A 24,034-nucleotide genomic window follows, 5' to 3' on the forward strand; every position below is an offset into this window, starting at 1 on the left:
TTCCCGCGTATAAGCCTTTACACAAAATGCAAATCTTTCGCATTATGTCGCAGCTTTTGCGCTCCCCGCGCGCCCTATTCACACTCGAAGCAGGATGTTCGCCATGATTCGTATGCCCCTGGCCACCGCCAGTCTGCTGGCCATTGCCATTTCTCTCGCCGGTTGCGGCGAAGGTAAAGACAAGGCCGCCGCGCCTCAAGCACCCGCCGCCGCCAGCACCACCGCACCGGCGGCCGCACCGGCAGGCCAGGTCGACGAAGCAGCCGCCAAGGCGGTTGTTGCGCACTACGCAGACATGGTGTTTGCGGTATACAGCGATGCCGAATCCACTGCGAAAACCCTGCAGACCGCGGTCGACACCTTCCTCGCCAACCCGAACGACGAAACCCTGAAAGCGGCCCGTACCGCCTGGATCGCCGCACGCGTCCCGTACCTGCAAAGTGAAGTGTTCCGCTTCGGCAACACCATCATTGATGACTGGGAAGGCCAAGTGAACGCCTGGCCCCTGGACGAAGGCTTGATCGACTATGTCGACAAGTCCTACGAGCACGCTCTGGGTAACCCCGGCGCCAACGCCAACATCATTGCCAACAACGAGATCCAGGTCGGCGAAGACAAGATCGACGTCAAGGAAATCACCCCGGAAAAACTGGCCAGCCTCAATGAGCTGGGCGGTTCCGAGGCGAACGTTGCCACCGGCTACCACGCCATCGAATTCCTGCTCTGGGGCCAGGACCTCAACGGCACCGGCCCAGGCGCGGGCAACCGTCCGGCCTCGGACTACCTGACCGGCGACGGTGCTACCGGCGGTCACAATGAGCGCCGCCGCACTTACCTGCGTGCAGTGACTCAACTACTGGTCAGCGACCTGGAAGAAATGGTGGGTAACTGGAAGCCCAACGTCGAAGACAACTACCGCGCCACCCTGGAGTCGGAACCGGCTACCGACGGTCTGCGTAAAATGCTGTTCGGCATGGGCAGCCTGTCGTTGGGCGAGCTGGCCGGCGAGCGCATGAAGGTCTCCCTGGAAGCCAACTCACCGGAAGACGAACACGATTGCTTCAGCGATAACACCCACAACTCGCAGTTCTACGACGCCAAGGGTATCCGCAACGTCTACCTGGGTGAGTACACTCGCGTTGACGGCACCAAGCTGACCGGCGCCAGCCTGTCGTCCCTGGTGGCCAAGGCCGACCCGGCAGCCGATGCCGCCCTCAAGGCGGACCTGGCGGCAACCGAAGCGAAGATCCAGGTCATGGTCGACCGCGCCAATGACGGCGAGCACTACGACCAGTTGATCGCCGCCGGCAACGACAAGGGCAACCAGATCGTGCGCGACGCGATTGCCGCCCTGGTCAAGCAGACCGGTTCGATCGAGGCCGCTGCCGGCAAACTGGGCATCAGCGACCTGAACCCGGACAGCGCTGATCACGAGTTCTGATCAAGCACAGTTGAAAAAGGCGACCTGCGGGTCGCCTTTTTCATGCGCGCAATAACTGCTGCACCTATCCCTGTGGGAGCTGGCTTGCCTGCGATCCAGACAACTCGGTGATTCAGGCACACCGAGTCGATACCTTCGCAGGCAAGCCAGCTCCCACATTTGGATCGTGATGTGTCAGGTAGATAGGCGCCACTTGGTAGGTCGTCACGGGAGCAAGCTCCCTCGCCACAGCTTCAGCGCCGCTGCGAAGTTGTGTAGACACCAAGCCACCGCAGCCCTTGGTTTACAAGACCTGCACCGCAGGTAGAATGGCGCCTCTGCCCAATCACCCGAGCGAACTTCATGGCGTTGCCGACCCTGCGTATCATCGGTTTCATCATCGGCATCTTCCTGATCACTCTTGCGGTCGCCATGGTCATCCCAATGGCCACCCTGGTGATCTTCGAACGCACCAGCGACCTGCCCTCGTTCCTGTGGGCCAGCCTGATCACCTTTATCGCCGGGTTGGCTCTGGTCATCCCCGGTCGCCCGGAGCACGTACACTTGCGTCCCCGGGACATGTACCTGCTGACAGTCAGCAGTTGGGTGGTGGTGTGCATCTTCGCCGCCCTGCCCTTTTTGCTGACCCAGCACATCAGCTACACCGACTCGTTCTTTGAAAGCATGTCCGGCATCACCGCCACCGGCTCTACCGTGTTGAGCGGCCTGGACAGCATGTCACCGGGCATTCTGATGTGGCGCTCGTTGCTGCACTGGCTCGGGGGTATCGGCTTTATCGGCATGGCGGTGGCGATCCTGCCGCTGCTGCGTATTGGTGGCATGCGCCTGTTCCAGACCGAATCTTCGGACCGCTCGGAAAAGGTCATGCCCCGCTCGCATATGGTGGCGCGGCTGATCGTGGCCGCGTATGTGGGCATCACCATCTTCGGCAGCCTGGCATTCTGGTGGGCAGGGATGGGCGTGTTCGATGCGATCAACCACGCCATGTCGGCGATTTCCACGGGTGGTTTTTCCACCTCGGATGAGTCCCTGGCGCACTGGAAACAACCGGCGGTGCACTGGGTCGCAGTGGTAGTGATGATCCTCGGCAGCTTGCCGTTCGCCCTGTATGTGGCCACGTTGCGCGGCAACCGGCGGGCGTTGATCAAGGACCAGCAAGTGCAAGGTTTGCTCGGCTTGTTGCTCGTGACCTGGCTGGTACTCGGCACCTGGTACTGGTGGACCACCAACCTGCATTGGCTCGATGCCTTGCGCCATGTGGCGCTGAACGTAACGTCAGTGGTGACCACTACCGGCTTTGCGCTGGGGGACTACAGCCTGTGGGGCAACTTTTCACTGATGCTGTTCTTCTACCTGGGCTTTATCGGCGGCTGCTCGGGCTCCACTGCAGGCGGCATCAAGATCTTCCGTTTCCAGGTGGCCTATATCCTGCTCAAGGCCAACTTGAACCAACTGATCCACCCCAGAGCGGTGATCAAGCAGAAGTACAACGGTCATCGCCTGGATGAAGAAATCGTGCGGTCGATTCTGACTTTTTCGTTTTTCTTCGCGATCACCATCTGCGTTATCGCCCTGGCATTGTCACTGCTGGGCGTGGACTGGATGACCGCACTGACCGGTGCCGCCAGCACCGTATCCGGCGTGGGCCCGGGCCTGGGCGAAACCATCGGCCCGGCCGGCAACTTCGCTACCCTGCCGGATGCGGCCAAGTGGATTCTGTCGCTGGGAATGCTGCTGGGTCGACTGGAGATCATTACCGTATTTGTGCTGTGTATTCCGGCATTCTGGCGCCACTGACGCACGACATTTCCTGAAGCCGCACCCGGTATTCACCGGGCGTTGCATTAAACCAGCGGCGAAACGCGCGGAAGAAGTTGCTGGGGTCGGCGAACCCCAGCAGGTAGGCAATTTCCAGCAAGGTCATGTTCGGCTGCGCCAGGTATTGTTCGGCCAGCTCACGGCGGGTGTCATCGAGCAAGGCCTGGAAGCTGGTGCCCTCCTCCTGCAAACGTCTTTGCAAGGTACGCTGGGACAGATGCAGTGTCTGGGCCACCACTTCGCGTTTGGGCTCCCCCTGGGGCAGCAGACGGCACAACACCTGTCGCGCATTATGGGTAACGCGACTTTCGGAGAAACGCGCCAGGTATTCACCGGCAAAACGGTCATGCAATAGCGCCATGGCCTCGTTGGCCGTGGGCAGCGGTGCATCCATATCGGCTTGCTCGAAGATCAGCGCGTCATAGGGCGCATTGAATTGCAGCGGCGCATGGAAGGCCTGCTTGTACGGTGCCAGGTCCGCCGGTTGATCGCCCTGCAGCAGCACCTTGCGCGGTTGCAGGGTCCGCCCGGTAAGCCAGCCGCACAGCGCCAACGCGCTGGCCAGCGAGGCTTCGGCGCTTTGCCGGGTCGGCGGCAAGTGATCGCCATGCACTGTCAGAATCAACGCATAGCCTTCGGGCAAGAGTCGGAAGCTCAAGTCGGCGCTTTCGGCAATGATGCGCTGGTAGCGCACCAATCGCATAAAGCCTTCAGCCAGGGTGTTGCTGGACATCAGCGCATAACCGGCAACATGGAACGAGGCCGGACGCACCACCTTGCCCATGTTCAAGCCAATCGCCGGGTTGCCTGACACCTCCACCGCCCGCTGCCATAGGCGAGTCATGGAGTCCTGGGGAAAACGCGCGTCCGGGTCACTGAGGGCGGCATAGTCCAGGCCCAGTTGCTTGAACAAGGCACGGCAATCCAGGCCGTCCATTTCCAACGCCTTGACTATCCCCATCGCCCAGCTTGCAGAAGTTGTTCGTTCGCTCATGGCGTCTTCTTATTGAAAGCAGGCTCAAACGGCAGCCAGGAAGCCAAGGATACTAAAGTGGCATCTATTGTCACTGGCTCTTGCCACTGATCACTCTAGACTCAAATAAGCTCCCCGCCGAACAGCTGTTGGGCGGCACAACAACCAGAGGGTCCGCCGCCGTGGAAAACACCCGAAAATTCAACAGCTTTGCCGAGTTCTACCCGTACTACCTGAGCGAACACGGCAACAGCACCTGCCGGCGCTTGCACTTTATCGGCACCACCCTGGTGATCGGTATCCTCGCATATGCCATCGGCCGGGGGTCACTGCTCCTGTTGCTGGCCTTGCCGATTGCAGGCTACACCTTCGCCTGGATAGGCCATTTCTTTTTTGAAAAGAACCGCCCGGCGACCTTTCAGCACCCGTTCTACAGCTTGCTGGGGGATTTTGTGATGTACCGCGACATGATCCTGGGCAAGGTACCGTTCTAAATAAACGCCTATTGCAAACTTGCTCCCTGTAGGAGCGAGCTAGCTCGCGAAGCTCTCACAGACACCGCTGGCAACCTGACGCACTGCGTTATCGTTGACGCTTTTCGCGAGCAAGCTCGCTCCTACAGTCTTTGAGGATAAAAATGGGCAAGACAGTCCAGATAAAAGTCTTTTTGTCATTTACGGTGCTGTATCCTGCCAAGGCTTTTTGAGAGCGCGCAATCACCTGCGATTGAAAACAGACCTTGCGAGGAGCGACGACGATGCACGAGATACCTAATCTCCCCTTCCCAAGCCTGCACCCAACAGAGCAGCCAACACCGCAACAGGCCAGCAACAAGCAGCCTGAGACCAAAGACGCAAAACCAGTCGACAGCAAACGCCGAGACTGACGCCGTACCAGACCGTGTGGAAAGCGCACCTTTGAGCGCTTTCCACACTGCCTGAATCATTCGAGATACTCATCATGACCACGACCCTTCCCGATACGCCGGACGCCGCCGTGCTCGACGCTGCCTTGCAGATGGTCGAAGTCTGGAACCGCCTCAGTGCAGACAAGCAAGCCACACTGCTCAAGCGCTTCGGCACCCAGGAAAACGCCCTGGCAGCCCTGGTGACGACCCAACTGCTGGCGCCTGCCCAAGCCTGATGCTCCTTTGATCTGAGGTTTTACATTTTTGCCGCCCTGCCCGGCCTGTGCGCCGGTATCATTAGCAGCCTATCTTTACCTGCTGCGACAGTGGACCTCTCCCATGCCTGATACCCAACGACCCATGGCCGTGACGCTGCAAGTCGTTTCCATCGTGCTGTTTACCTTTATCGGCTACCTGAATATCGGCATCCCCCTGGCCGTATTGCCGGGCTATGTGCATAGCCAATTGGGCTATGGCGCCGTGATCGCCGGGCTGGTGATCAGCGTGCAATACCTGGCGACCCTGTTGAGCCGCCCCTATGCCGGCAAGATTATCGACAACCTGGGCAGCAAGCGCGCGGTGCTGATCGGCCTGGTGGGCTGCGGTTTAAGTGGCGTATTCATGTTGCTGGCGGCGTGGTTTTCCAGCCTGCCGGCTGTGAGCCTGGGCAGCCTGTTGATCGGTCGACTGGTGCTGGGCAGCGCCGAAAGCCTGGTGGGGTCAGGTGCAATCGGCTGGGGCATCGGCCGTGTCGGCGCGGCGAACACCGCCAAAGTCATCTCCTGGAACGGTATCGCCAGCTACGGCGCGCTGGCGGTCGGCGCACCGCTGGGGGTGCTGTTGGTCAGCCGGTTCGGGTTGTGGAGCATGGGCGTAAGTATCATTCTGCTCGCCGTGCTGGGCGTGCTGCTGGCCTGGAAAAAACAAGCCGCGCCAATTGTGCCCGGTGTACGTCTGCCGTTCATGAATGTGCTGGGCCGTGTGTTGCCCCATGGTTGCGCGCTGGCGCTGGGCTCCATCGGCTTTGGCACTATCGCCACCTTTATCACCCTGTACTACACCACCCAGCACTGGGATAACGCGGTGTGGGCCTTAAGCCTGTTCGGCGCCAGTTTTATCGGCGCACGTTTGCTGTTTGGCAATTTGATCAACCGCATTGGCGGCTTTCGCGTCGCGATTGCCTGCCTGTCGGTGGAAGTGCTCGGCCTGCTGTTGCTGTGGCTGGCGCCGGATGCCCAACTGGCGCTGGCGGGTGCGGCGTTGAGCGGCTTCGGCTTTTCCCTGGTATTCCCGGCGCTTGGGGTAGAGGCGGTCAACCTGGTCCCGGCCTCCAGCCGTGGCTCGGCGGTGGGCGCTTATTCGCTGTTTATCGACTTGTCTCTGGGCATCACCGGGCCGCTGGCGGGCGCGGTGGCGGCAGGCTTCGGCTTTGCTTCGATCTTTCTGTTCGCCGCCCTGGCAGCTCTCGCCGGCTTGCTGCTGAGTCTGTACCTGTACCGTCAGGCACCCAAGGCGCGGGAAACGCGCGACGCCTAGAAGTCGACCTTGCCGCGCCCGGCCTTGATGCTGCCGCGCTTGGTCTTGGATTCCAGGCGGCGCTTCTTCGAGCCCAGGGTGGGCTTGGTCGGGCGGCGCTTTTTCTCGACCTTGGTGGCGCTCTGGATCAACTCCACCAGGCGCTCCAACGCATCGGCGCGGTTCTGCTCCTGAGTACGGTATTGCTGGGCCTTGAGCACCAGCACACCTTCGCTGGTAATACGGCTGTCGCGCAGCGCGAGCAGGCGCTCCTTGTAGAACTGCGGCAATGACGATGCCGGAATGTCAAAACGCAGGTGCACTGCGCTCGACACCTTGTTGACGTTCTGACCACCGGCGCCCTGGGCGCGGATAGCGGTCAGCTCGATCTCAGCGTCGGGCAGGTGCACATTGTTGGAAATTACCAGCATCAATCAAAAACCTTAAGCAACGGACAAGCCCAACTCGGACAACAACATCGACGCCTGGGCTTTGGAAATCACGGCGCCTTTGAACAGTTTGGCATCATTGAGGCGAAAACCGCTCAAATCTGCACCGCGCAAGTCGGCACCCGCGAAATTGGCACCGTTGATGCGGGCATGTGCGAGGCTGCAGTTGACCAGTTCAGCCTTGCGAAAGTCCGTATCCGACAAGTCGCTGTCGGAAAAGTCCAGATTATTGAGCTCGGTTCGGGCAAACGACAGTCCGGATAAAAAGGCACTATTGAGCAGGGTTTCGCTGAAGCTCAGCCCCAGTGACGCACAATGGGTAAAATTGGCGCCCGTCAGCTTGCATTGGGTGAAATTGGCCTGGGACAGTTTGCTGCGCTGCCAGCGGGTGTTGTTCAGGTCGCAACTGTGGAACTGCGCCTCCAGCAGGTTGGCCGCTTCGAAAATTGCGAGGCTGGCGCGGCAGTTTTTCCACTGAGTCCCTTCCAGTCGAGAACCGAGAAACGAGGTCTGGACCAGGGTACAGCGCTCGAATATCCAGTGATCCAGTGCCATGCGCGACAGATCGACGCCGCTCAAATCCACTCCGATCAAGCGCAAGGGGCCACTGTGCTGGTCGATCAAGTCTTCCAGCTCATCGCGCTGCAACGCGCCATCGGCAATGTCGGTGTGTTGCATGGGGCCTCCGGGCACACTGGCAAAAAAGAGGGGGCGATTCTAACCTGCCCATGCCCACAAAAAACCCGGCACGGCGCCGGGTTTTCTGTATGTGGAAAGGTCCTACTCCAGAACCGGACCCGCTGTGCCAATAGCTGGCCGCGCCGTGCGTTTGTTCTTGATCCAGTAACACACCGCCATGAACGCCACCCACACCGGGATCGCATACACCGACACCTGAATCCCCGGCATCATCAGCATGATCACCAGGATAAACACTACGAACGCCAGGCAAATGTAGTTTCCATACGGATACCACAGCGCCTTGAACAAGGGCACCTGGCCGGTGCGGTTCATGTGCTGGCGGAACTTGAAGTGCGAGAAGCTGATCATTGCCCAGTTGATCACCAGCGTAGCCACCACCAGCGACATCAGCAGTTCAAGCGCGTTATGGGGCATCAGGTAGTTCATCAGCACCGCCACCAGGGTGATCGCCGCCGAGGCCAGAATCGAACGCACTGGCACGCCGCGCTTGTCGATTTTGGCCAGGGCCTTGGGCGCGTCGCCCTGCTCGGCCATGCCCAGCAACATGCGGCTGTTGCAGTAGGTGCCGCTGTTGTACACCGACAGCGCCGCCGTCAGTACCACAAAGTTGAGGATATGCGCGGCGGTGTTGCTGCCCAGCATCGAGAACACCTGCACGAACGGGCTGCCGCTGTAGGCATCGCCGGAGGCGTTGAGGGTCGCCAGCAGGCTGTCCCACGGCGTCAACGACAACAGCACCACCAGGGCACCGATGTAGAAAATCAGGATGCGGTAGATCACCTGATTGATCGCCTTGGGGATCACGGTGCGTGGCTGATCGGCTTCAGCGGCGGTGAAACCGAGCATTTCCAGGCCGCCGAACGAGAACATGATGATCGCCATGGCCATCACCAAGCCGCCCACGCCGTGGGGGAAGAACCCGCCGTGGTCCCACAGGTTGCTCACCGAGGCTTGCGGGCCGCCACTGCCGCTGACCAGCAGGTAGCTGCCCAGGGCAATCATGCCGACGATCGCCACCACCTTGATGATGGCAAACCAGAACTCCGCTTCACCGAAGACCTTGACGTTAGCCAGGTTGATCACATTGATCAGCACGAAGAAGGCCGCCGCAGAGACCCAGGTCGGAATCTCCGGCCACCAGTAGTGCACGTATTTGCCGACAGCGGTCAGCTCCGACATACCCACCAGAATGTAGAGAATCCAGCAGTTCCAGCCCGACAGAAAACCGGCGAAACCGCCCCAGTACTTGTGGGCAAAATGGCTGAAGGAGCCGGCGACCGGCTCCTCGACGATCATCTCGCCAAGCTGGCGCATGATCATGAAGGCGATAAAGCCGCAGATCGCATAGCCCAGGATCATCGACGGGCCAGCGGATTTGAGCACCCCGGCCGAGCCCAGGAACAGGCCGGTGCCGATAGCGCCACCGAGGGCGATCAACTGGATATGCCGATTTTTCAGGCCGCGTTTCAGCTCGCCTGAGGAGGAATGGGTTCCACTCATGAAAAGGGTCTCACGCAAGGTTTGAGAAGGTGAATGCAGGTTGCTGCTTGAATTACCGACTCAAGCAGCGCCGCTCAAACCCCGGCGCAGGCACCAGGAGTACAGCGTTTTTCTAACGGTCATGCGTCACCTGTTTGTTTTTATCTGTGACGAAATCGAACCCGTCCGGCTCGTGGCCAGGCGGAGTGATCAGGGGGATCAAACCCTGAGGTCTTGGCCTTTTGCGTGGGTACGCAAGGAGGGTCACAGTAAAACGCGGCGCATTGTACACCGCTCGACAGCTTCGGCACGCCCCAACAGAGTGCACGCGACAAACTGTCAGCTAATCCTTACAGCCACAAACGGGTCAAGCGCATCGGGGCAGATGCGTAAACTTATCGTTACGTGGCGGAAACACTGCTTTACAGCCAGGTTTTTCGGACAGCCAACGGAAATTTGTCGGAAGGAAAATTCTGGATAATCGGTTCAGCCAATTTGCTGTTTTTTCTGAATAAAAAATAACCCACGAAAAACAGAAGAAAAAATCCAAATGAAACCGTGTCAATAAATTTTTTGCATTTTGAAACACTCTCTTCTAGGTTCTTTCCACTTGCCCGCGAAGCCCGGGGGCAAGCCGTTCTCAATCAACGTCCTCTAGGAGATACACCATGCAAGCACTGGAAAAAGACCTGGAAACCGAACTGCAACTCGACGATTGGTTTGAAGCGCCGACCCATGAGGCCGCCGTTGAAATGATGCAAGCCGATGCCGTTGTGCCTTTCGGCACCGCGATGTGGCCTTTCTAATACCCGGCAGGCATCCGGCAGGTGCTGTGCACGGCACCTGCCCCCTTACCCAAGGCACAGAAGGACACCCGTCATGGACAAGGCCCGCGCCGTCGAACACTTTCTCTACTACCTGGCTCACCACCCGGCCCTCCAGGGCCTGAGTCGCCCCACCGTGCTGCTGGGCCATACCGAGCGCTACGATGCCATCGCCCAGGCCATCACCCACGGCAGCGCCGCACGTTTCAACTTCCAGGTACAACGCCTGGATGTGGCCGCCAGTGACGCCCTGACCCAAGCCATTGAAGCCTGCGATCTGTATCTGTTTCTCTACGATTCCTCCACCCTGCCCAACCCGCGCGCCGAAGGCCCGGACTTTATTCGTGCCCTGCAAGGCGTGATGGCAGAACACTGGAAGAAATCCCTGCTGTTCAAGGATTACGGCGACTACTTCTACGACACCTTCAGCGTCGCACCGCAACGCATTGCCGACCTCAACGCCACGCTGATCCGGCGCATGTCCCAGGCCAACGTGCTGAGCTTTACCGACAAGCACGGTTCGCGCCTGGAAGCGCCGATGAGCAGCATCAAGAAGTGGACCAATATCAACGGCGTCGGCAACCACGACCTGGCGCCCGGCGAAATCGCCACCCACAGCGAAGCCATCAACGGCCAGGTGCGGTTTGTCGGCACCTTCCTCAGCACCATTCCGTTTGCGCGCAAATACGGCGTGCTGCAATCTCCGCTGGAACTGTGGATAGAGAACTCGACCATTTGCAGCGTAGCCAGCGACGTGCCGGGGCTGGCGGATGACTTCAACAAGTATTTGAATGCCAACCCGTCCAATCGCCGGGTGGAAGAACTTGGGATCGGCACCAATGAAGGGGTCAAGGATCTGTACGCGCGCAATGCCGGGTTCGAGGAGCGCCATTGCGGCTTGCACCTGGGTTTGGGTGGCGGGCAGAAAGGCAGTCATCACCTGGACTTGATCTTTGCCAGTGGGGTGCTGGCGCTGGATGACAAGCCGGTGTTTGATGGCGCCTTTGCCTTTTAAAAATCATAGACGTGTAGAGATCCCGGTGGGAGCTGGCTTGCCTGCGATAGCGGTGTGTCAGTCACCTTTTTACTAACTGACCCACCGCTATCGCGGGCAAGCCCGGCTCCCACAGTTGATTGCATTTCAAATGTAGATCGCAAAAAAAACGCCAACCCTAGGGTTGGCGTTTTTGTGCAGCGCTTAACGCATCACTGCGGCTTCTTGCGACCAAAACCAGGGCGCTGGCCGGAACCAGCCGGTGCGCCACGGCGCTTGCCCGACGGCTCATCGGCGACCAGTTTCGGGCCAGGGCGCTTGTTCGCCGCTGGCTTGGCTGGACGCTTGGTGCTGGCGTTATCGGCCGGGCGATCCTCACCACGGTTGCTGCGACCACCCGCCGGGGCAGGACGCGGCGTACGTGGCGCACGCTCACCTTCCTGACGCGATGGCGCGGTGGGGCGGCGCTCGCCTTCAATGTGCGGCTGACGCGAGATACGACCGCCGGTGGCCGGTGCATCCAGCGCAGGGCGCAGGGTGCGGGCAACACGTTCGGTACGTGGCACCGGGCGCGACGATTTGCGCTGCATACGCTCAAGCTTGTCTTTGCTCTTGGCGTTCATCTGCGGCATGGCAACCGGCGTCAGGCCCACTTCGGCGCTGAGGATGTCGACTTCGTACTGGCTCATTTCGCGCCAGCGGCCCATCGGCAGGTCGGAGTTCAGGAACACCGGGCCGAAACGCACGCGCTTGAGGCGGCTGACCACCAGGCCCTGGGACTCCCACAGGCGGCGCACTTCACGGTTACGGCCTTCCATCACCACGCAGTGGTACCAGTGGTTGAAACCTTCACCGCCTGGCGCCTGCTTGATGTCGGTGAACTTGGCCGGGCCGTCTTCCAGCACCACACCAGCCTTGAGGCGTTCGATCATCTCGTCATCGACTTCACCGCGTACACGCACGGCGTATTCACGGTCCATCTCGTAGGACGGGTGCATCAGGCGGTTGGCCAGTTCGCCGTCGGTGGTGAACATCAGCAAGCCGGTGGTGTTGATGTCCAGACGGCCGATGTTGATCCAGCGGCCTTCTTTGGGCTTGGGCATCTTGTCGAACACGGTCGGACGGCCTTCCGGGTCGTCACGGGTGCAGATCTCGCCATCGGGCTTGTTGTACATGATCACGCGGCGCACCGATTCGGCGGCCTCTTCACGCTTGATGACCTTGCCATCAATGGTGATTGCATCGTGCAGGTCGACGCGCTGGCCGAGGGTAGCCTCGACGCCGTTGACCTTGATGCGCTTCTGGGTGATCCAGGCTTCCACGTCGCGGCGCGAGCCCACGCCGATACGCGCCAGCACCTTTTGCAGTTTTTCGCCTGCTGGGCCGATTTCCTGGTCTTTCTGGTCTTGGTCATTCATCGTAAGCACCTCCCGGTGGGTCGATTCAGGCGTGGCCTGAGGGGTATTGAAAGCGGGGCCTTGGCCGAATAGGTCGGCAAGGGGTCGCGAATCATACGCGCATGGCGCGTGTTGCGCATCACAGACTAGTCGATAACGCCCAAGTCATTTGCTTTTCCGCCGACCGGTGGCGCCCAGGGCCAGTAATCGAAGCTGGGCTTCGGCCAGAACCGTGCGCTTGTCGGTTTTGTCGAGTTTCTTCCAGGCGCGGATCTCGCGCTTGCTGCGGCCGCAGCCGACGCAGATGTCGTCGCTGAACTTGCAAATGCTGATGCACGGGTCTTTCACGGCACTCATGGTCGATCCTCTGTGGGAGCTGGCTTGCCTGCGATGGCATCACCTCCTTGCATCTGAGAGACCGAGGCGTCTGCATCGCAGGCAAGCCAGCTCCCACATGGGTTCGGTCAGTCTTCGAGTAGGCGGCGTTCGTTTTCGATGGCTTCGGCCAGCGCCCGGGCTTCGTCTTCTTCGTCGCTCAGCGGCGGTTGTTCGAGGGCGGCGACGGCGGCCAGGAGCTTTTCCCGGGCCTGGGCCACGCCAAGCACATCGTCTTCGGCTTCGACCTCAGGCTCGGATTCAACGTTCACCTGGGTTTGCGGCTCAGCCGCGCCATCACGCAGCAAGTCGTCAAAGTCGGTCTTGATGCCCTGCTCCATGTCATCCAGTTCCAACAACAGCGTATGGAAGCTGGTTTCGTCCTTGGGCTCCTCCGGCTCAGCGCTGGCATCGGCCAGTTCCTGCAGACTCTGCGGCACCGGCGCGTCGTCGAAATCGAGCACCGGCTCGGCTTCCATTTCGCGCAGTTCGGCCAGCGGCGGCAGGTCGTCGAGGTTCTTCAGGTTGAAATGATCGAGGAACACCTTGGTGGTGGCGAACATCGCCGGTTTGCCGGGCACGTCACGGTAGCCAACGATGCGAATCCACTCGCGCTCCAGCAGGGTCTTGACGATATGGCTGTTGACCGCCACGCCACGTACGTCCTCGATTTCGCCCCGAGTGATGGGCTGGCGATAGGCGATCAGCGCCATGGTCTCCAGCATTGCCCGCGAATAACGCTGCGGGCGCTCTTCCCACAAGCGGCCCACCCAGGGCGAAAACTTTTCACGGATCTGCAGACGATAACCCGACGCCACTTCGCGCAACTCAAAGGCACGGCCGTCGCAGGACTTGCGCAGGATCTCCAGCGCCTTCTTGAACACCGGCGGCTCCGGGCGTTCGGCTTCTTCAAAGAGTTCGAACAGGCGCTCCAAAGATTGCGGTTTACCCGAGGCCAGGAGAAAGGCCTCCAGCAAGGGTGCCAGTTCGCGGGGTTCAGTCAGATTCATCGATTCAGCTCGTTATTCGGCTCGCGCCCGCACGTGGATAGCCGCAAAAGGCTCATTCTGCACCAGCTCGACCAAGGATTCCTTGACCAGCTCAAGGATCGCCATAAAGGTCACCACCACCCCCAGTCGCCCTTCCTCGGCAGTGAACAGCTCGACAAACGGCACAAACCCACCGCCCTTGAGGCGCTCCAGCACGTCGCTCATGCGCTCGCGGGTGGACAGCGCTTCACGGCTGACCTGGTGGCTCTCAAACATATCGCCACGGCGCAGCACCTCGGCCATGGACATCAGCAACTCTTCCAGGCTCACGTCCGGGAGCAACTTGCGCGCGCGCGCCTCGGGGGCGTCGAGCTTGGGCACCACTACATCACGGCCTACGCGACTCAAGCCGTCGATGCCTTCGGCGGCAGCCTTGAAGCGTTCGTACTCCTGCAGGCGGCGGATCAGCTCGGCGCGTGGGTCATCCTCCTCGGCTTCGACCGTCTCCGAACGCGGCAACAACATGCGCGACTTGATCTCGGCGAGCATGGCGGCCATCACCAGGTACTCGGCGGCCAACTCCAGGCGCACCGACTGCATCAGCTCGACATAGCCCATGTATTGACGGGTGATTTCCGCCACCGGGATGTCGAGGATGTTGATGTTCTGCTTGCGGATCAGGTACAGCAGCAAGTCCAGCGGGCCTTCGAAGGCTTCAAGGAACACCTCCAGAGCGTCCGGCGGGATGTACAGGTCCAGGGGCATTTCCATGACCGCCTGGCCATACACCATGGCAAACGGCAGTTCCTGCTGGGCGCCGGCCTGGGGATCAGCGGTTTCCACGGCCGACATTCAGGCCTCGACCATAAATGGCGCCGGATCGCCACAGCCCACACGTACCACCTCTGGCTCGCCGTCGGCCAGGTTGATCACCGTCGAGGCTTTGTTGCCGCCGTAGCCGCCGTCGATGATCAGGTCGACGTGTTTTTCCAGCAAACGGCGCATTTCGTAAGGGTCGTACAAGGGTTCGGTTTCACCGGGCAGGATCAACGACACGCTCATCAGCGGCTCACCCAGCTCGGCCAACAGCGCCAGGGCGATCGGGTGTTCCGGCACGCGCAGACCGATGGTGCGCTTTTTCGGGTGCAGTAACAGGCGCGGTACTTCGCGGGTGGCATTGAGAATGAAGGTATAAGGCCCCGGCGTATGGGCCTTGAGCAGGCGGAACGTGCCGGTGTCGACCTTGGCGAACAGCCCGAGCTGGGACAAGTCGCTGCAAATCAGCGCGAAGTTGTGCTTGTCGTCCAGCTGGCGCAGGCGCCTTACACGTTCGACCGCGCCCTTGTCGCCGATCTGGCAACCGATAGCGTAGGACGAATCAGTCGGATAGATCACCACGCCGCCGGCACGGATGATCTCCACGGCCTGTTTGATCAGGCGCGCCTGAGGGTTTTCCGGATGAATCTGGAAGAATTGACTCACGTGCTCTACCTGTTCAGACGGTGGCAATAATGGGGTCATGCTTGAATCGCCCCCACAACAGCGGCAGATCTTCCGGGACCTGGCGATACTCGCCAATCTCGGACCAGCCGCCTGGGCCATGAAAGTCACTGCCGGCACTGACCAGCAGACCAAATTCGCGGGCAAGGATCGCCAGGCTGCCGACCTGTTCCGCCGGTTGATGCCCGTTGACCACCTCGATCGCGTGGCCACCCGCACCAATATAGTCGCTGATCAGCTTGCGGCGCTTGCTGCGGGTGAAATCGTAATGCCAGGGATGCGCCAGGCTGACCCACGCCCCGGAAGCCCGCAGGGTCTGGACGGTGTCTTCCAGGGTCGGCCAATGCAGCTTCACATCGCCCAACTTGCCGGCCCCCAGCCATTTGCGAAAGGCCTCGGCGCGATCCTTGACATAGCCTTCGCGCACCATCCAGTCGGCAAAATGCGGACGGGCCGGTGCGTTGCCGCTGTCGCCCAGCTCTTGCTGGATGGCGCGGGCGCCGTCGAGGGCGCCAGGCATACCTTTAAGGCTCAGTTTGCGGCTTATTTCTTCGGACCGCAGCCAGCGGCCATCGTGCAATTGGGCAATGGCCGCCACTAACGGCGGGGCATTTTGATCGAAACCGTAGCCCAGTACATGAATGGTGGCGCCGCCCCAGGTGCAGGACAATTCCACGCCGTTGACCAGTTGCATGCCCAAAGAATGCGCCGCTTGGCGGGCTTCATCGAGGCCCTCAAGGGTGTCGTGGTCGGTCAACGCCAGCACTTGCACGCCTTTTTCAAACGCACGCGCAACCAGTACCGCGGGCGCCAGGGCGCCGTCGGAGGCCGTGCTGTGGCAGTGCAAATCAACATTCACGTGGGTATGTAACCTCAAGTCAGCTGGCGCTATCGCAACCAAGGATGTTTGTTATTATGCCGCCACATCCAGCTTCTGGCTCTTACTGTGAAACAATTCATCGACTTCATCCCGCTGTTGCTGTTTTTCATCGTTACCAAACTCGACCCCAGGGTCATCGAAATCGGCGATCACGAGCTGTCGTTCGGAGGCATCTACAGTGCCACCGCCGTACTGATCATCAGCTCCATCGTGGTCTACGGCGCCATCTTCATCTCCCAGCGCAAGCTGGAAAAAAGCCAATGGCTGACCCTCATCGCCTGCCTGGTCTTCGGCGGCCTGACTCTGGCCTTCCACAGCGAAACCTTCCTTAAATGGAAAGCGCCGGTGGTCAACTGGCTGTTCGCCCTGGTCTTTATCGGCAGCCACTTCATTGGTGACCGCCTGCTGATCAAGCGGATCATGGGGCACGCGCTGACCTTGCCGGAGCCGGTGTGGGTACGTCTGAACGTGGCCTGGATCGTGTTTTTCCTGTTCTGTGGTGCCGCCAACCTGTTCGTGGCCTTCACCTTCCAGGACTACTGGGTCGACTTCAAAGTGTTCGGCAGCCTGGGCATGACCGTATTGTTTTTGATCGGCCAGGGCATCTACCTGTCACGCCACCTGCATGACACCACACCGAAAACCGAGGACTGACATGCTCTACGCCATCATTGCCACCGACATTGCCAACTCGTTGGAAAAACGCCTGAGCGTACGCCCGGCCCACGTCGAGCGCCTCAAACAGCTGCAAGCCGAAGGCCGCATGGTACTGGCCGGCCCGCACCCGGCCGTCGACAGCAACGACCCGGGCGACGCCGGCTTCACCGGCAGCCTGATCGTGGCCGAGTTTGCCTCCCTGGCCGACGCCGAGGCCTGGGCCAAGGCAGACCCTTACGTTGCAGCAGGCGTCTATGCCGATGTGGTGATCAAGCCGTTCAAGCAAGTCCTGCCTTGAACCCGGCTGCGTCGAACCTAATCGTTTCGGCGCACTCCTAATGGCTCACGGCGTCACCGGTGGGGTCGTCGCCGTCGACAATGGCTAAATCGAGTGAGTCATGAGCGAGCTGTTACTGATAGATGATGACCAGGAGCTCTGTGAGCTGCTGACCAGTTGGTTGAGCCAGGAAGGCTTCCAGGTGCGCGCCTGCCACGACGGCCTGAGCGCCCGCAAAGCCTTGACCGAAGCCGCCCCGGCGGCGGTGGTGCTCGATGTGATGCTGCCCGACGGCAGCGGCCTGGAGTTGCTCAAACAACTGCGCAACGACCACCCGGAGTTGCCGGTGCTGATGCTCTCGGCGCGGGGCGAGCCTCTGGACCGCATCCTCGGCCTGGAACTGGGCGCCGACGACTACCTCGCCAAGCCTTGCGACCCACGCGAGCTGACCGCCCGCCTGCGTGCCGTATTGCGCCGCAGCCATCCTACCGCCGTGTCGACTCAGCTTGAGCTGGGCGACCTGTGCTTCAGCCCGGTGCGCGGGGTGGTCAGCATTGATGAGCAGGAATTCACCCTGACCGTTTCCGAAAGCCGCCTGCTTGAAGCCTTGCTGCGTCAGCCCGGCGAGCCCCTGGATAAACAGGAACTGGCGCAGATCGCCCTGGGCCGCAAGCTGACCCTATATGACCGCAGCCTGGACATGCACGTCAGCAACCTGCGCAAGAAGATCGGCCCACACCCGGATGGGCGGCCACGCATCGTGGCGCTGCGTAGTCGTGGCTACTACTACAGCCTCTAAATGTGGGAGCTGGCTTGCCAGCTCCCACCATTGATTTCATCACCTTCAAGGGTTTTGTCAGTTCCTGTCAAACCTGTCTTTACCGAAGCTTTACTCTCCCCTGACCGCCGCTGACCTTGCGCTGCGTAACCTACTCACATCCGGACTCACCGGAATAGAGACAGGAGAATCACCATGCGCAAGACCCTTATCGCTTTGATGCTCGCCGCTGCACTGCCTACCGTCGCCATGGCCATGCCCGAAGGCCCGGGCCCGATGGGCGGCCACGAAGGCCACATGATGGGTGGCCCAGGCCACGGTGAACACGGTCCGCGTGGTAAAGGTGGCCCGTTCAGCCAGTTGGACTTGAGCAAGGAACAGCGTGAGCAGATCCGCAAGCTGATGGGTGAGCAATGGCACGCTCGCAAAGACCTGACCCAAAAGTACCTGGACAAACTGCCGGCCGCTGACCAGAAAGCCATGCAGGACGAGATCGCCGCCGGCAAGCAGAAAACCCAGGCGGGTATCCGTGCCGTGCTCAAGCCCGACCAGCAGAAGCAATACGACGAGATCGTCAAAAAGCAGGCCGAGCGCCGCGCCGAGTGGAAGCAATTCCAGGAATGGAAAGCCCAGCAAGCGCAAAAAGCGCAATAATACGAGCGTAATGCCTACGGCCCAGTGGTTCGCACCACTGGGCTTTTCCTGTTTGGGGGTTTCCTGTGCGTTCATTGTTCTGGCGTATCCTGGCGAGTTTCTGGCTGGCCATCGCCCTGGTTGGCGGGTTGTCGATTTTGCTTGGGCATATGCTCAACCAGGACGCCTGGATTCTGAGCCGCCACCCTGGCCTCAACAACCTGGCCCAAGAGTGGACGCAGCTCTACGAAACCCAGGGTGAAGACGCTGCCCAGGACTTGTTGCAGCAGCGCAAACGCCAATACCACATCGACGTGCAAGTGCTTAACGAAAGCGGCGACCCAGTGGTACGCGGCACCTTCCCGCGCCGCGCCGCGGCCTTTGAAGCCCGGCAGAACGACAGCCAGGACGGCCACCTGCCGTGGCGACGCCTGACCGCCGAGTACACCAGCGACAAAACCGGCGACACTTACCTGTTGATCTACCGCATTCCCCACCCGGAGCTGGAAGCCTGGCACCGCAGCAGCCTGCTGTGGCCGCTCAGTGCCCTGGCGATTACCCTGGTGGTGCTGACCCTGTTCAGCCTGCTGGTGACCTTGTCCATTACTCGCCCGCTCAGTCGTTTGCGCGGCGCGGTGCATGACCTGGGGCAAACCACCTATCAACAAAACAGCCTGGCGCAACTGGCCAACCGGCGCGACGAATTCGGTGTCTTGGCTAACGACTTCAACCGCATGGGCGCGCGCCTGCAAAGCCTGATCGGGAGCCAGCGCCAATTGCTGCGTGACGTGTCCCATGAACTGCGCTCGCCGCTGGCGCGCTTGCGCATCGCCCTGGCCCTGGCCGAGCGCGCCAGCCCCGAAGAGCGGGAAAAACTCTGGCCGCGCCTGACCCGCGAATGCGATCGCCTGGAAGCCTTGATCAGCGAAATCCTCGTACTGGCGCGGGTCGACGCCGACAATGCCAGCGCCGAAGATATCGACCTCAACCCGTTGCTCAAGGCTCTGCAAAAGGACGCCCAACTCGGCGCGCCGGAGCAAGTGGTGCACCTCACCACCGACGCCGACCTGCGCCTCAAGGGCTGGCCGACCATGATCGAGCGCGCCGTGGATAACCTGCTGCGCAATGCCCAACGCTTTAACCCCACCGGCCAACCGATTCAATTGCAGGCCCAGCATCAAAACGGGCGCATTCTGATCAGCGTACGTGACCACGGCCCCGGCGTTGAACCCGAGCATCTGGGCCAACTGGGCGAACCGTTCTACCGGGCCCCGGGCCAGACCGCACAAGGCCATGGCCTGGGCCTGGCCATTGCCCGTCGCGCCGCCGAGCGCCATGGCGGCACACTGATCCTGGCCAACCATCCCGATGGCGGCTTTATCGCCAGCATCGAACTGCCCTTGATCCCTGGGGTTGCCACACCGGTGGGATGATCTTCTATAGTGGCCCTTCTCTTACGGAGGGCCTTTGATGACTGACCTGCTGACTCCCATCCAAGCCGCACTCGATTTACCCCCTACCGCGCTGTCCCAAACCAGCGTCGGCGCCCTGCCCTCGGCCTTCGCCGTAACCGACCTGGCCGTCGCCAGCATCGGCGCCGCCGGCCAGGCGGTGGCCCAGTTGATCCAGCAACAGACCGGGCGCCTGCCCAGTGTCAGCGTGGATCGGCGTCTGGCCTCCTTTTGGTTCGCTTCGTCGATTCGCCCGGTGGGTTGGCAAGTGCCGCCGCTGTGGGACCCGGTAGCCGGTGACTACGCCAGTGCCGATGGCTGGATTCGTTTGCACACCAACGCACCCCATCACCGCGCAGCAGCCGAGCGGGTATTGGGGCCTGCCGCTGATCGCGCAGCAATGGCGAGTAGAGTCGCGACCTGGAAAGCTCCCGAACTGGAACAGGCGGTGGTCGATGCGGGCGGTTGTGCAGCGCAAATGCGTAGCTGGCAAGCCTGGCAGCAGCATCCCCAAGGCTTGGCGGTAAACGCCGAAGCGTTGATCCAGCGTCAGGTCTTCGAACCCGGCACCGACAAACCCTGGCTCGGCTCAGCCGCTCGCCCACTGGCCGGCATCAAAGTGCTGGATTTGACCCGGGTGCTGGCCGGCCCGGTGGCCAGTCGTTTCCTCGCCGGCTTGGGTGCCGACGTACTGCGTATTGACTCGCCCACCTGGAACGAACCCGGCGTGATCCCGGAAATGACCCTGGGCAAACGCTGCGCCCGCCTGGATCTAACAAACCTCGACGACAGGCAGGTGTTTGAAGCGTTGCTCAAGGACGCCGACATCCTGTTCCACGGCTACCGCGCCGATGCCCTGGAACAACTGGGTTATACCCTTGGCGAACGGCAGCACATCGCCCCCGGCCTGATCGACGTCAGCCTCAACGCCTACGGCTGGAGCGGCCCATGGCGTAATCGTCGTGGCTTTGACAGCCTGGTGCAGATGAGCAGCGGGATTGCCGAGGCCGGCATGGCCTGGAAACAGACGGATAAACCGCTGCCGCTGCCGGTGCAGGCGCTGGATCACGCCACCGGCTACTTGATGGCCGCCAGTGCGATCCGGGCGTTGGCCGAGCGCCTGAACTCCGGACGCGGCGGTTCGGCGCGCTTGTCGTTGGCGCGCACGGCGAAGTTGCTGGTGGAAGCCGGGCAAGTGCCACAGCAAGCGGCATTGCGTGAGGAAGACATCAATGACCAAGGCCTGGTCGTGGAGCAGACAGCCTGGGGCCAGGCCCATCGGCTACTGGCGCCACTGAGCATCAGTGGCACGCCGTTGCAGTGGGATTTGCCGGCGGTGGAGTTAGGGTCACACCGACCTCAGTGGTGACCTGGGCACCGCTATCGCAGGCAAGCCAGCTCCCACAGGATCAAACAACACGGTCCACTGTGGGAGCCGGGCTTGCCCGCGATGGGGCCATCACCGTCGCCATCAATCCCCGCGGTTTAACGACGTCCACAAATGCTGCGCCGCATACGCCCTCAACGGCCGCCACGCCTCGGCCCGCGCCAGTAACTGCCGCGCCGACACCGGCCCACCTTCCAAGGCTGCCAAAGCATTGATCAGCCCGATATCCCCCGGCGCGAACGCATCCGCCTCGCGCAACTGGCGCATGGCGATGTACTGCGCGGTCCACTCTCCAATCCCCGGCAATGCCACCAACCGTGCAACGCCGTCCTGGAGGCTGGCCTTGGGTTCGAAAAGCTGAGGATCATCCAACAGCGCCTGAGCCACACCAGACAAAGTACGGCCCCGCGCCTTGGGCATGCCCAGGGTAGCCAGGTCCGCCGCAGCCAACACTTCAGGTGCCGGGAACAGGTGGGTGATACCGGCGTGCGGGCTTGGAAGCGTCTGGCCATACTGCGCCACCAGCTTGCCCGCCAGGCGAATCGCCGCCACCACGGTGATCTGCTGGCCCAGCACCGCACGAATCGCCAGTTCCAACCCGTCCCAGGTGCCTGGCAAACGCAGGCCAGGGCGGGCCGCAACCAGTTGCGCCATCAGGGGGTCCTGCGCCAATTGCGCGTTGATCACCTCAGGCACCGCATCCAGATCAAACATCCTGCGCAAGCGCCGCTCGATCTCAGGCATAGCGGCAGGCTCGGGAAAGTCGACCGTCACCTCCAGCCAATCCCCCGCCCCCGGTTCGACGCTGACCCAGCCATGTCGCCCTGCCACACTGATACTGCGCCGATACACCCCAGCGACCACGGTTTCCAACCCGGTAATCGCCCGCGCCGATAGGAACCCCAGCATCGCCGCCCAGTCGTAGGGCGGTTGATACGCCAATCTCACAGTGACAATACCCCGCTATACAGCCCATACGCGGCTAACCCGGCGCCCGCGATCACGCCGCTGAAAATGCCTTTTTCCACGGTGGTAAACAAGGGTTGGCCCTGCTCGCGCTTGGCCAGGGCAAACAGGATCACACCCGGGGCGTACAGCAACGCCGACAGCAGCAAGTACTTCAAGCCCCCCGCATACAGCAGCCAGATCGCATAACCGAGGGCAACCAGCCCCACCAGCAGATCTTTCATGCGCCGGCGCTGCCAGCCTGCATAGGTTTCGCCGCGCGCGCTCAACAGCACCGCATAGGCCGCCGACCACAAATAAGGCACCAGGATCATCGAGGACGCCAGATAGATCAGGGTGGTGTAGGTGCTGGCTGAAAACAGCGTGATCACCAGGAATGCCTGGATCATCACATTGGTCAGCCATAAGGCATTGACCGGCACCTGATTGGCGTTTTCCTTCTTCAGGAACGCCGGCATGGTCTTGTCATGGGCCGTGGCATAGAGGATTTCCGCGCACAGCAGCGCCCAGGACAGCAACGCGCCGAGCAGCGAAACCGCCAGGCCGATACTGATCAATACCGCGCCCCAAGGCCCGACGATATGCTCCAACACACCGGCCAGGGACGGGTTCTGCAATTGCGCCAGCTCCGGCTGGCTCATGATGCCCAGGGACAGCACATTCACCAGCACCAGCAAGGCCAGCACGCCCACGAAACCAATTACCGTGGCGCGCCCCACGTCCGAGCGTTTCTGCGCCCGCGCCGAATACACACTGGCGCCTTCGATCCCGATAAATACAAACACCGTGACCAGCATCATGTGGCGCACCTGCTCGACCACGCTGCCCATCTGTGGGTTACCCAGGCCCCAGATATCGCGAGTGAAAATATCCGCCTTGAACGCAGCGGCGGCGATCACGATAAACATCAGCAACGGCACGATCTTCGCCACCGTCGTCACTTGGTTGATAAACGCTGCCTCTTTGATCCCGCGCATCACCAGAAAATGCACGGCCCACAGCAACAGCGACGCGCAGCCGATGGCGAGCGGTGTATTGCCCTGGCCGAACGCCGGAAAAAAGTAGCCGAGGGTGCTGAACAGCAAGACGAAATAACCGACGTTGCCCATCCACGCACTGATCCAGTAACCCCAAGCGGACGAAAAACCCATGTAGTCGCCGAAACCCGCCTTGGCGTAGGCATACACCCCGGAATCCAGCTCGGGCTTACGGTTCGCCAACGTCTGGAACACAAAGGCCAGGGTCAACATGCCGATGGCGGTGATCGCCCAGCCGATCAATATGGCCCCCACTTCGGCACGGGCAGCCATGTTCTGCGGCAATGAAAAGATGCCGCCGCCAATCATCGAGCCCACCACCAGGGCGATCAGGGCACTGAGCCGAAGTTTCTGGGCGGGTTGGGTCATGCAGGTTCCTCGAAATAAACGGTCGGGCGACAACTGCGCACACAAGTAATTCAGATTAATGACGTTGTCATAACATAAGGATATGTAAAGACACGAAGTTTAGGCTTATTTAGAATTTAAATACGTCAATTATGAAGTGATCGTCAAACAACGTACAAAAAATTTGCACATCCGCAAATAAGAACTAGCGTCAACACCCATGCCCTCGACCAAATGATTAACCACAAAGCAAAGAG

Annotated in this window: 25 protein-coding genes; 13 read left to right on the forward strand and 12 right to left on the reverse strand. The window is 60.9% G+C overall.

Annotated features, from left to right (window positions below; all coding sequences use genetic code 11):
* Positions 1-103 precede the first annotated feature (103 nt).
* Both TX23_RS23495 and TX23_RS23500 read left to right on the forward strand, forming a co-directional pair.
* Positions 104-1,441: an imelysin family protein gene (locus TX23_RS23495; RefSeq protein WP_057704254.1), complete on the forward strand. Its 1,338-nt coding sequence runs from the start codon at positions 104-106 to the stop codon at positions 1,439-1,441.
* 342 nt (positions 1,442-1,783) lie between these two features.
* Positions 1,784-3,238, forward strand: a complete 1,455-nt coding sequence (locus tag TX23_RS23500) for a TrkH family potassium uptake protein (RefSeq protein ID WP_057704255.1) — start codon at positions 1,784-1,786, stop codon at positions 3,236-3,238.
* Here the strand turns inward: TX23_RS23500 and TX23_RS23505 are convergent.
* Positions 3,195-4,253 carry an AraC family transcriptional regulator gene (locus TX23_RS23505; RefSeq protein ID WP_057704256.1) on the reverse strand — a complete coding sequence of 353 codons (1,059 nt, stop codon included), beginning with the start codon at positions 4,251-4,253 and terminating at the stop codon, positions 3,195-3,197. The genes TX23_RS23500 and TX23_RS23505 overlap by 44 nt on opposite strands.
* A 161-nt stretch (positions 4,254-4,414) precedes the next feature.
* Here TX23_RS23505 and TX23_RS23510 point away from each other — a divergent pair, with 161 nt between their 5' ends.
* The 3 genes from TX23_RS23510 (at position 4,415) to TX23_RS23520 (ending at position 6,675) form a co-directional block, all read left to right on the forward strand.
* Positions 4,415-4,726 carry a DUF962 domain-containing protein gene (locus TX23_RS23510; protein ID WP_005790802.1) on the forward strand — a complete coding sequence of 104 codons (312 nt, stop codon included), beginning with the start codon at positions 4,415-4,417 and terminating at the stop codon, positions 4,724-4,726.
* A gap of 466 nt (positions 4,727-5,192) precedes the next feature.
* Positions 5,193-5,375: a hypothetical protein gene (locus TX23_RS23515; protein ID WP_057704257.1), complete on the forward strand. Its 183-nt coding sequence runs from the start codon at positions 5,193-5,195 to the stop codon at positions 5,373-5,375.
* A 103-nt stretch (positions 5,376-5,478) separates the two neighbouring features.
* Positions 5,479-6,675, forward strand: coding sequence for an MFS transporter (locus tag TX23_RS23520; protein WP_057704258.1), 1,197 nt, complete (start codon positions 5,479-5,481; stop codon positions 6,673-6,675).
* On the opposite strand, the gene arfB is transcribed toward TX23_RS23520, so the two are convergent.
* The 3 genes from arfB to TX23_RS23535 form a co-directional block, all read right to left on the reverse strand.
* Positions 6,672-7,085 carry an alternative ribosome rescue aminoacyl-tRNA hydrolase ArfB gene (arfB, locus tag TX23_RS23525; RefSeq protein ID WP_057704259.1) on the reverse strand — a complete coding sequence of 138 codons (414 nt, stop codon included), beginning with the start codon at positions 7,083-7,085 and terminating at the stop codon, positions 6,672-6,674. The genes TX23_RS23520 and arfB overlap by 4 nt on opposite strands.
* Before the next feature lie 12 nt (positions 7,086-7,097).
* Entirely contained in the window at positions 7,098-7,781 is a 684-nt protein-coding gene (locus TX23_RS23530; protein ID WP_057704260.1) for a pentapeptide repeat-containing protein, read from the reverse strand.
* Between the two features lie 102 nt (positions 7,782-7,883).
* Positions 7,884-9,305, reverse strand: a complete 1,422-nt coding sequence (locus TX23_RS23535) for an amino acid permease (protein WP_057704261.1) — start codon at positions 9,303-9,305, stop codon at positions 7,884-7,886.
* A gap of 647 nt (positions 9,306-9,952) precedes the next feature.
* On the opposite strand from TX23_RS23535, the gene TX23_RS28225 reads away from it, so the two are divergent.
* Together TX23_RS28225 and TX23_RS23545 are read left to right on the forward strand one after the other, a co-directional pair.
* Positions 9,953-10,090 carry a hypothetical protein gene (locus tag TX23_RS28225; protein ID WP_003237751.1) on the forward strand — a complete coding sequence of 46 codons (138 nt, stop codon included), beginning with the start codon at positions 9,953-9,955 and terminating at the stop codon, positions 10,088-10,090.
* A 73-nt stretch (positions 10,091-10,163) separates the two neighbouring features.
* On the forward strand, positions 10,164-11,123 hold the full coding sequence (locus TX23_RS23545; protein WP_057704262.1) for a M29 family metallopeptidase: 960 nt from the start codon (positions 10,164-10,166) through the stop codon (positions 11,121-11,123).
* A gap of 191 nt (positions 11,124-11,314) precedes the next feature.
* Here the strand turns inward: TX23_RS23545 and rluB are convergent, their stop codons facing one another.
* The 6 genes from rluB to TX23_RS23575 all read right to left on the reverse strand — a co-directional run bounded on the left by rluB (position 11,315) and on the right by TX23_RS23575 (position 16,222).
* On the reverse strand, positions 11,315-12,520 hold the full coding sequence (gene rluB / locus TX23_RS23550; RefSeq protein WP_038451308.1) for a 23S rRNA pseudouridine(2605) synthase RluB: 1,206 nt from the start codon (positions 12,518-12,520) through the stop codon (positions 11,315-11,317).
* A 144-nt stretch (positions 12,521-12,664) separates the two neighbouring features.
* On the reverse strand, positions 12,665-12,856 hold the full coding sequence (locus tag TX23_RS23555) for a DUF1289 domain-containing protein (protein ID WP_057704263.1): 192 nt from the start codon (positions 12,854-12,856) through the stop codon (positions 12,665-12,667).
* 107 nt (positions 12,857-12,963) lie between these two features.
* Positions 12,964-13,884: an SMC-Scp complex subunit ScpB gene (gene scpB, locus TX23_RS23560; protein WP_057704264.1), complete on the reverse strand. Its 921-nt coding sequence runs from the start codon at positions 13,882-13,884 to the stop codon at positions 12,964-12,966.
* A 12-nt stretch (positions 13,885-13,896) separates the two neighbouring features.
* Entirely contained in the window at positions 13,897-14,595 is a 699-nt protein-coding gene (locus tag TX23_RS23565) for a segregation and condensation protein A (RefSeq protein WP_164365898.1), read from the reverse strand.
* A 120-nt stretch (positions 14,596-14,715) separates the two neighbouring features.
* On the reverse strand, positions 14,716-15,345 hold the full coding sequence (locus TX23_RS23570; RefSeq protein ID WP_003193796.1) for an L-threonylcarbamoyladenylate synthase: 630 nt from the start codon (positions 15,343-15,345) through the stop codon (positions 14,716-14,718).
* Positions 15,346-15,358: 13 nt separating this feature from the next.
* Positions 15,359-16,222, reverse strand: a complete 864-nt coding sequence (locus TX23_RS23575; RefSeq protein ID WP_057704265.1) for a PHP domain-containing protein — start codon at positions 16,220-16,222, stop codon at positions 15,359-15,361.
* Positions 16,223-16,309: 87 nt separating this feature from the next.
* Between TX23_RS23575 and TX23_RS23580 the strand changes: the two genes are divergently transcribed.
* The 6 genes from TX23_RS23580 (at position 16,310) to TX23_RS23605 (ending at position 21,408) form a co-directional block, all read left to right on the forward strand.
* Positions 16,310-16,897: a septation protein A gene (locus tag TX23_RS23580; RefSeq protein WP_057704266.1), complete on the forward strand. Its 588-nt coding sequence runs from the start codon at positions 16,310-16,312 to the stop codon at positions 16,895-16,897.
* A 1-nt stretch (position 16,898) separates the two neighbouring features.
* Positions 16,899-17,198: a YciI family protein gene (locus TX23_RS23585; RefSeq protein WP_057704267.1), complete on the forward strand. Its 300-nt coding sequence runs from the start codon at positions 16,899-16,901 to the stop codon at positions 17,196-17,198.
* Positions 17,199-17,298: 100 nt separating this feature from the next.
* The gene (locus TX23_RS23590; RefSeq protein ID WP_057704268.1) at positions 17,299-17,976 is read left to right on the forward strand and encodes a response regulator transcription factor; all 678 of its coding nucleotides are present in this window, start codon (positions 17,299-17,301) and stop codon (positions 17,974-17,976) included.
* A 174-nt stretch (positions 17,977-18,150) separates the two neighbouring features.
* A complete protein-coding gene (locus tag TX23_RS23595) occupies positions 18,151-18,609 on the forward strand; it encodes an LTXXQ domain protein (protein ID WP_057704269.1) in 459 nt (152 codons plus the stop codon).
* A gap of 65 nt (positions 18,610-18,674) precedes the next feature.
* The gene (locus TX23_RS23600) at positions 18,675-20,021 is read left to right on the forward strand and encodes a sensor histidine kinase (protein ID WP_057704270.1); all 1,347 of its coding nucleotides are present in this window, start codon (positions 18,675-18,677) and stop codon (positions 20,019-20,021) included.
* A gap of 37 nt (positions 20,022-20,058) precedes the next feature.
* Positions 20,059-21,408, forward strand: coding sequence for a CoA transferase (locus TX23_RS23605; RefSeq protein ID WP_057704271.1), 1,350 nt, complete (start codon positions 20,059-20,061; stop codon positions 21,406-21,408).
* Positions 21,409-21,510: 102 nt separating this feature from the next.
* Here TX23_RS23605 and TX23_RS23610 read toward each other — a convergent pair whose 3' ends face one another.
* Positions 21,511-22,374 carry a DNA-3-methyladenine glycosylase family protein gene (locus TX23_RS23610; protein WP_057704272.1) on the reverse strand — a complete coding sequence of 288 codons (864 nt, stop codon included), beginning with the start codon at positions 22,372-22,374 and terminating at the stop codon, positions 21,511-21,513.
* Complete coding sequence (arcD, locus tag TX23_RS23615; protein ID WP_057704273.1) at positions 22,371-23,798, reverse strand: arginine-ornithine antiporter; 1,428 nt, start codon at positions 23,796-23,798, stop codon at positions 22,371-22,373. The genes TX23_RS23610 and arcD overlap by 4 nt, the downstream gene beginning before the upstream one ends.
* Positions 23,799-24,034: the final 236 nt, after the last annotated feature.

Source organism: Pseudomonas paralactis, assembly GCF_001439735.1.
GTDB lineage: Bacteria > Pseudomonadota > Gammaproteobacteria > Pseudomonadales > Pseudomonadaceae > Aquipseudomonas > Aquipseudomonas paralactis.